The sequence below is a fragment of the Arenicella xantha genome (assembly GCF_003315245.1).
In the GTDB taxonomy this organism is placed as follows: domain Bacteria; phylum Pseudomonadota; class Gammaproteobacteria; order Arenicellales; family Arenicellaceae; genus Arenicella; species Arenicella xantha.
Genome location: NZ_QNRT01000013.1, coordinates 1 through 6603, shown reverse-complemented (window position 1 = coordinate 6603; position 6603 = coordinate 1). Strand labels below are relative to the sequence as shown.

9 protein-coding genes are annotated in these 6603 nt (G+C 40.9%); 8 read left to right on the top strand and 1 reads right to left on the bottom strand.

Annotation, left to right across the window (positions count from 1 at the left end; all coding sequences use genetic code 11):
- The first annotated feature begins 116 nt into the window (after nucleotides 1-116).
- From DFR28_RS19225 to DFR28_RS19195, 8 genes are all read left to right on the top strand, one after another.
- Entirely contained in the window at nucleotides 117-671 is a 555-nt protein-coding gene (locus DFR28_RS19225; RefSeq protein WP_113956031.1) for a hypothetical protein, read from the top strand.
- A 743-nt stretch (nucleotides 672-1414) separates the two neighbouring features.
- The gene (locus DFR28_RS19220; protein WP_113956030.1) at nucleotides 1415-1750 is read left to right on the top strand and encodes a hypothetical protein; all 336 of its coding nucleotides are present in this window, start codon (nucleotides 1415-1417) and stop codon (nucleotides 1748-1750) included.
- A 1081-nt stretch (nucleotides 1751-2831) separates the two neighbouring features.
- On the top strand, nucleotides 2832-3188 hold the full coding sequence (locus DFR28_RS19215) for a hypothetical protein (RefSeq protein ID WP_147251074.1): 357 nt from the start codon (nucleotides 2832-2834) through the stop codon (nucleotides 3186-3188).
- Between the two features lie 474 nt (nucleotides 3189-3662).
- Nucleotides 3663-4067 carry an MAPEG family protein gene (locus tag DFR28_RS19210; RefSeq protein ID WP_113956028.1) on the top strand — a complete coding sequence of 135 codons (405 nt, stop codon included), beginning with the start codon at nucleotides 3663-3665 and terminating at the stop codon, nucleotides 4065-4067.
- Nucleotides 4068-4176: 109 nt separating this feature from the next.
- Nucleotides 4177-4347 (top strand): hypothetical protein, encoded by a 171-nt coding sequence (locus tag DFR28_RS19770; RefSeq protein WP_170132188.1) that lies wholly within the window; start codon nucleotides 4177-4179, stop codon nucleotides 4345-4347.
- Between the two features lie 201 nt (nucleotides 4348-4548).
- Complete coding sequence (locus tag DFR28_RS19205) at nucleotides 4549-5034, top strand: hypothetical protein (protein ID WP_113956027.1); 486 nt, start codon at nucleotides 4549-4551, stop codon at nucleotides 5032-5034.
- A 90-nt stretch (nucleotides 5035-5124) separates the two neighbouring features.
- Nucleotides 5125-5472 carry a hypothetical protein gene (locus tag DFR28_RS19200; protein WP_113956026.1) on the top strand — a complete coding sequence of 116 codons (348 nt, stop codon included), beginning with the start codon at nucleotides 5125-5127 and terminating at the stop codon, nucleotides 5470-5472.
- 98 nt (nucleotides 5473-5570) lie between these two features.
- Nucleotides 5571-5831, top strand: a complete 261-nt coding sequence (locus DFR28_RS19195; RefSeq protein WP_113956025.1) for a hypothetical protein — start codon at nucleotides 5571-5573, stop codon at nucleotides 5829-5831.
- A gap of 553 nt (nucleotides 5832-6384) precedes the next feature.
- Here DFR28_RS19195 and DFR28_RS19875 read toward each other — a convergent pair.
- On the bottom strand, nucleotides 6385-6603 hold a 219-nt coding region (locus tag DFR28_RS19875; RefSeq protein ID WP_211317066.1), incomplete at its 5' end, for a hypothetical protein.

The window sequence follows — 6603 nt, the reverse complement described above, 5'->3', positions numbered from 1 at the left end:
GACAAACTCATGGTATCTAACTTGCGCCTAACAAGAACCAAAAGTACGCCTACGGCGGGACGCGCGAAAAACGCGCGCCCCTTTGCTGGGCGTTATGTACACCAGAGGTCTTGCTAATGTATAAGCTACTTCTTTTTCTTCTTGTAATTCCGGTTAAAAGTTATGCCTGTGACGTCAACATAGGTCGAGATCAGAAAGAAATCCTCATATACATGCTGAGAGTTGATTCTGAATTTTCAAATGATCTACACAATAGGTTTTGGTTACCAACAAAAAATTGTTCGTTTGAAGAAAGAACAAGTTGGTCGCAACAGCTGCTATCAACTGTTCCTTTAAATTTAGAAGGGCAAAAAGCTCAATGGTTAAGTATTAGAAAGTCTTTGGAAGATCGAAAAATAATATTTGATCCTAGCTACGATAAATATCTTATGAAACGCGCCGAATCACTTAAATCCAGAGGTCTGCCAGTTGACAGACTTGACAAGGAAAAAGAAAGGCTTACAGATCTCATACAATCATCACTCGCTTCGGAACCTATTGAAATCAGTGGAAAAGGTGTGGTCATAGACATGTCTATCGTTGACCAAGTATTGAATGGTATTGAAGCAAGTGGAAAAAGACTAAAGATGCTTCTTTCACCACCAAAGAGCTTATATGCAAAAGGTACATAACAAGTTGTCAAAGTTCACTCCGCAGCAAGCTGCTCCGCGGGACGCGTCTACGACGCGCCCCTTGGCAAGGCGTTAGGTGTGTTCTGTCTCTTTAGCTAAAACGGTCGTTGATAATAAGGTTTTTGTTGGTGCAAGTTTCCGTAGGTGAGGCAGTCCGAAAAACTGATTCATCGCTGTAAGGAGGTCATGTTTTCTTGTCGTTTTGCACGAACAGTATTTTTATCGCTAAACGAATTCTGATAGTCTGGCTTAATAAACGAAAGAATTGGTTTTGTTCCCTGGAGGCAAAAGGAAGTGCATCAAGTCATCGAAAAAGTCACACCACCTAACAAGGCGTCAAAGTTCACTCCGCCAGCAAGCTGGCTCCGCGGGACGGCTGCTTCGCGCCGCCCCTTGGCTTAGCGTTAGGTGTGTCCTGCCTATTTAGCTAAACCAGTCGTTGATAAGAAGTGTTTTGTTGGTGCAAATTTCCATGAGTGAGGCAGTCTAGAAAACTGGTTCATCGTTGTAAGTTAAGTATTTATATCGTTTTGGTCGAACAGCATTTTTATCACTAAACGAATTCTGATAGTCTGGTTGAGTAAACGAAAGCAATGGGTTTTGTTCTCTGGAGGCAAAAGGAAGTGCATCAAGTCATTGAAAAAGTCACACCACCTAACAAGGCGTCAAAGTTCACTCCGCCAACAAGTTGGCTCCGCGGGACGGCTGCTACGCGCCGCCCCTTGGCTTGGCGTTAGTTGTATATGGAAAGTTGTCCACTCATTCAAACCATTGCTGTATTTTCTTTTGGGATAGGCATCGTTATACACAGCGTGATTTTCTTTACGATCAAACGATTTATATCTCCTGAGTATCTTGAAAGCTTAGAGTTAGAGAAAAATAAATTTAAATCAATCGTTCTGGATATGCCTGGGATCATACCTTCAAAAAACTTATCAGTAACTGGGCGCATCATGAAGTGGATTGCCTTAGTATCTTTAATAGCATTTGTTTCATCAGCCTTTTATATCGCTCATCTAAAAGGCAATAATAAACTTTGTGCAAAAACTTCTTATAGCTATACATGGTCAAACAACTAACAAGTCCCAAAACTGCCGCCTTCGGCTCGGACGCGTTTTCAACGCGCCCGTTTGAGAGGCGTTAAGTGTATCTATGAATCGAACTTGTCCTAGTTGCAAAGAGCAATCAATTTCAGTGTTTAGGTTAATGTTCTCTCGTGTTCGTTGCAGAAGCTGTAAAGAAAAAATTGGTCATCATTGGTTACTTGCTGCAATATTCTTTTGTTTAGAATTCTTTATACTTTTAATATTAGGGCTATATCTTATAAAGCTAAGTTATTCATTATCACTAAGCTTATTATTTTATGGCATGTTTATATTTAGCGTGACATTTTTATGGTCGTTGTTTGGCCCGTTAGAGCAAAAAAATAGTCAATGGGAACCATGAAATTTGAACACTTAACAAGGCGCCAAAGTAAAGCTCCATTCGCTGCGCTCATTCCGCGGGACGGCGATACAACGCGCCGCCCCTTGGCACGGCGTTAGGTGTGTCCTGTCTATTTAGCTAAACCAGTCTCGAAAACTGGTTCATCGTTGTAAGTTAAGTATTTATATCGTTTTGGTCGACCAGTATTTTTATCACTAAACGAATTCTGATAGTCTGGCTTAGTAAATGATATAAATGGTTTTGTTCTGTGGAGGCAATAAGGAAGTGCATCAAGTCATCGAAAAAGTTACACCACCTAACAAGGCGTCAAAGTTCACTCCGCCAACAAGTTGGCTCCGCGGGACGGCTGCTTCGCGCCGCCCCTTGGCTTAGCGTTAGGTGTGTCCTGTCTCTTTAGCTATGAAGGTCGTTGATAATAAGTTTTTTGTCGGTGCCAATTTCCCCGAGTGGGGCAGCCGCAAAAACTGATTCATCGTTGTAAGTTAAGTATTTATATCGTTTTGGTCGAACAGCATTTTTATCACTAAACGAATTCTGATAGTCTGGCTTAGTAAACGAAAGAAATGGTTTTGTTCTCTGGAGGCAAAAGGAAGTGCATCAAGTCATCGAAAAAGTCACACCACCTAACAAGGCGTCAAAGTGCACTCCGCCAACAAGTTGGCTCCGCGGGACGGCTGCTCCGCGCCGCCCCTTGGCTTAGCGTTAGGGGCATCTTTGAAATCACGTTTTTTATTCTTTGTTCTTTTGGTATTTACGCTTAGCGGTTGTGCTCATAAGGAAGACTTATCGTCAAAATGTCATAAGGGTGAAGTTATGGGCTGGCATTGGGATGGTATTAACATTATTGAAAGCGGTTGTGTCGCAATCGCCAAAGATGCTGGAAAAAAATGCTTTGTGAATTCTGAATGTGATGCCAAATTGTGTGAAGTTTCGAGCAGAGCTTATAGTTCTAGCAATTGCACCGAAAACAAAGATCAAACTTATAGCTGTCCCGGAGTTTACGGTTTCTGTGCAAAAACGAATAAAGTAGGCTCAGCAACTTCAATAATAAGCAAAGGCTTGGTGAAATGATTAAAAATTTTGAACAAACCCCTAACAAGCTCAAAAACTATCGCACACTTCGTGTGCTCGGACGCGCAAAAAACGCGCGCCCGTTTTAAGGGCGTTAGGTGTGTTCTGTCTGTTTAGCTAAAACGGTCGTTGATAATAAGGTTTTTGTCGGTGCCAATTTCCGCGAGTGAGGCAGTCTCGAAAATTGATTCATCGTTGTAAGTAAAGTATTTATATCGATTTGGTCGAACAGCATTTTTATCACTAAACGAATTCTGATAGTCTGGCTTAATAAACGAGAGAATTGGTTTTGTTCTCTGGAGGCAAAAGGAAGTGCATCAAGTCATCGAAAAAGTCACACCACCTAACAAGGCGTCAAAGTTCACTCCGCCAACAAGTTGGCTGCGCGGGACGGCTGCTACGCGCCGCCCCTTGGCTTAGCGTTAGTGCTACATCTATAAATGAAATTATTACTCACATCAGGATATAAGCTCAATGATACAAATTGAAACGTACTACATCACAGTTTTAACTATTGGCATCGTCGGTTTTCTATCTTTAGTTCAGTTATTAGTCGCTGATTTAACTGCCATTAAACAAAAACATACGCCTGGATATCCGATAAATCCAGACCATGAAAATTTCCTATTTAGAGCTACAAGGGCACATTCTAATTTAAACGAAAGCATTGCAATATTTATTCTCTTTGCATTGTTTGGCATATTATCTTCATGCAGCCCTTATTGGTTAAATGTTTTTTCTTCAATATATTTAATTAGCCGAATTTTATATATGTCATTTTATTACGCTAACCTTAAATTAGCACGTAGCGCTTCCTTTGGTTTAAGTGCTATAGGCCTATTAGGTATGTTCGTAGTATCAATTGCCAAATGGTTGTGAAAAGCACTAACAAGAACAAAAACTGCAACTCACTACGTTCGTTCGGACGCGCAGAAGACGCGCGCCCGTTTTGTGGGCGTTATATGACGCAGATTAAAGAGTACTTACAATGGATTTAATAATTATCACGTTTATTCTTATTGGTGTTGTTGGTGTGCTTGACCAGCACCTGAAAGAAAAGCGAAGTAGGGAGAGCAAGATGAAAGATATTGCTAAAAGACTAGAGGCTATAGAAAGGAAAGAGAAGTCAGAGAAACATCAAGAAAGGGAAGACGTTTAAATGAACTTAATGTTACTAAATGTAACGTCAATCTATACAAACCCAAGTTGTAGGGCATATAACAAGCTCAAAAACTTACATTCACTTCGTTCATTCGGACGCGCAGAAAACGCGCGCCCGTTTTAAGGGCGTTAAATGTACGTGAACAAAGCATGTCCGATAATTGTAATATCAATTCTTACTAATTGGATCACGTGCTAGATGGCAAGCGATTTATCTAAGACCAAAGAGATAAAGTACAATGGTGGCGTTGTCACGTTCAGTGTGCCGATTGATTGGAAAGAAGAATATGGCGATGATGGTGGTGGCACGTTTTACGAGGATTCACCAACATCAGGAACATTTAGAATCAACTTATTAACGCTAAGGTCTCCCTCTCAAATATCTAAAAAGGACGTGGGAGCAGTCTTGGACGGTATTTCTCCTTCAGAAACGACTAAATTCTTGGAGAATGGTAACGCATACAAAATGTATAAGAATAATGTTTGCGAATCAGGGCAAGAAATAACTATTATCTATTGGTCGCTTGCTAATGTAATTGAACCTAATAACGCGCGTTTGGCTAATTTTTCATATTCGGTCTTAACTGAGAATGAAACAAATGAAAACGTGATAAAGGAAATCAAATTCCTTACAGAGCAGATAGAAAAAGCGAGCTTCATGGAGCAGATTGCCAATGGCATTTAACAAGCTTAAAAACTCACATTCACTGCGTTCATTCGGACGCGCAAAAAACGCGCGCCCGTTTTAAGGGCGTTATATGCATCAAGAGAGATCATGAAATTATCTAAATATTTACTGTCAGCGTTGTTTGCAATGATGGCTGGCATAGGTTTGGTGAAAATATTTATAGGGGAGCTGTCTCCTGTAGCAATAGTATTTTGCTTGGGCTACTTGTGTATGACCGCAGCGTTAAATCATCGTGGTGGTAAGCCGGCTATTTACATATCATACTTTTTTGCCGGTTTGCTTAGCCTGTTATTGGTTGGGGCAATTGCTTTAGCTATTATTCCGCTGTTTGGTCAAAATTTTGAAGCTGTTGCTTTTTTTGCATGTCTATTTATAGGTGCAATTGGTCTTCTCACTATTTTTACAATTAAGAACCAAAATGCTAAAAGCATATAACAAGGCGTCAAAGTTCACTCCGCCAACAAGTTGGCTCCGCGGGACGGCTGCTACGCGCCGCCCCTTGGCTTAGCGTTATGTTTACCAATAGATAGATCATGATTAACTTAAAGCAAAATCCGACTGAATGGGCTAGGTTGATGTATGAGTTAGATGATCTTAAGGATCACTTGAGTACGCTCATCGATGAAATGAATAGTTCTGGCGAAATCTCAATAGAAGAATACCAAGTTCAAGTTGGTCACCTTTATGCTCATCTAAACAGAGCTTGGAACTCTAGAGATGCCACGGCCGAAGTTGTGGAGAAAAACCTTAAAAATTTTACTGAGTTCCCTAAAGATATAACGACATGTGGCTAAAGAAACATAACAAGAAGCAAAAGTACGCCTGCGGCGGGACGCTCATAAATTCGCGCCCCTTTGCTTGGCGTTATATCTACTAATAGCATGACTATGTTTAGAACCACAATTCTATGTTTACTATTAACTAGTTGCGTTTCAAACCCATCATTGAAGGTTCTTGAAAGTTCAAATTTAGAAGAAGTTGCCAATCTAGATGGGTTGAAGAAGTGTTCTTTCAATTTTCAGTGTAGGAAAATTCACACAGGCTATAACCCTTGCGGGGCGTGGACAGGTTATCTACTCTATTCAACAACAATTGGTCGTGAGAATATCTCTAACCTTAAATTGGCCGTTGAAGAGGATAGGTCTCAAAGAGAGCGCATATATCTAGCAAGCGGCGGTGGAGCATGCCAGCCCTCTTATCGTGTATGGCCTGACCCGATATGTTCAAATAACACATGCATTATTGAGTGAAATATAACAAGGCGTCAAAGTTCACTCCGCCAACAAGTTGGCTCCGCGGGACGGCTGCTACGCGCCGCCCCTTGGCTTAGCGTTAGGTGTGTCCTGCCTATTTAGCTAAACCAGTCGTTGATAAGAAGTGTTTCGTTGGTGCAAACTTTCTGGTGTGAGGCAGTCTAGAAAACTGGTTCATCGTTGTAAGTTGAGTATTTATATCGTTTTGGTCGACCAGCATTTTTATCACTAAACGAATTCTGATAGTCTGGCTTAGTAAATGATATAAATGGTTTTGTTCTGTGGAGGCAATAAGGAAGTGCATCAAGTCATC

Excerpts from the sequence above, each read along its gene's own strand:
- DFR28_RS19200 (WP_113956026.1), top strand. The coding sequence starts at position 5,125 with ATGAAATTATCTAAATATTTACTGTCAGCGTTGTTTGCAATGATGGCT.
- DFR28_RS19770 (WP_170132188.1), top strand. The coding sequence starts at position 4,177 with ATGGATTTAATAATTATCACGTTTATTCTTATTGGTGTTGTTGGTGTG.
- DFR28_RS19205 (WP_113956027.1), top strand. The coding sequence starts at position 4,549 with ATGGCAAGCGATTTATCTAAGACCAAAGAGATAAAGTACAATGGTGGC.
- DFR28_RS19195 (WP_113956025.1), top strand. The coding sequence starts at position 5,571 with ATGATTAACTTAAAGCAAAATCCGACTGAATGGGCTAGGTTGATGTAT.
- DFR28_RS19210 (WP_113956028.1), top strand. The coding sequence starts at position 3,663 with ATGATACAAATTGAAACGTACTACATCACAGTTTTAACTATTGGCATC.
- DFR28_RS19225 (WP_113956031.1), top strand. The coding sequence starts at position 117 with ATGTATAAGCTACTTCTTTTTCTTCTTGTAATTCCGGTTAAAAGTTAT.
- DFR28_RS19220 (WP_113956030.1), top strand. The coding sequence starts at position 1,415 with ATGGAAAGTTGTCCACTCATTCAAACCATTGCTGTATTTTCTTTTGGG.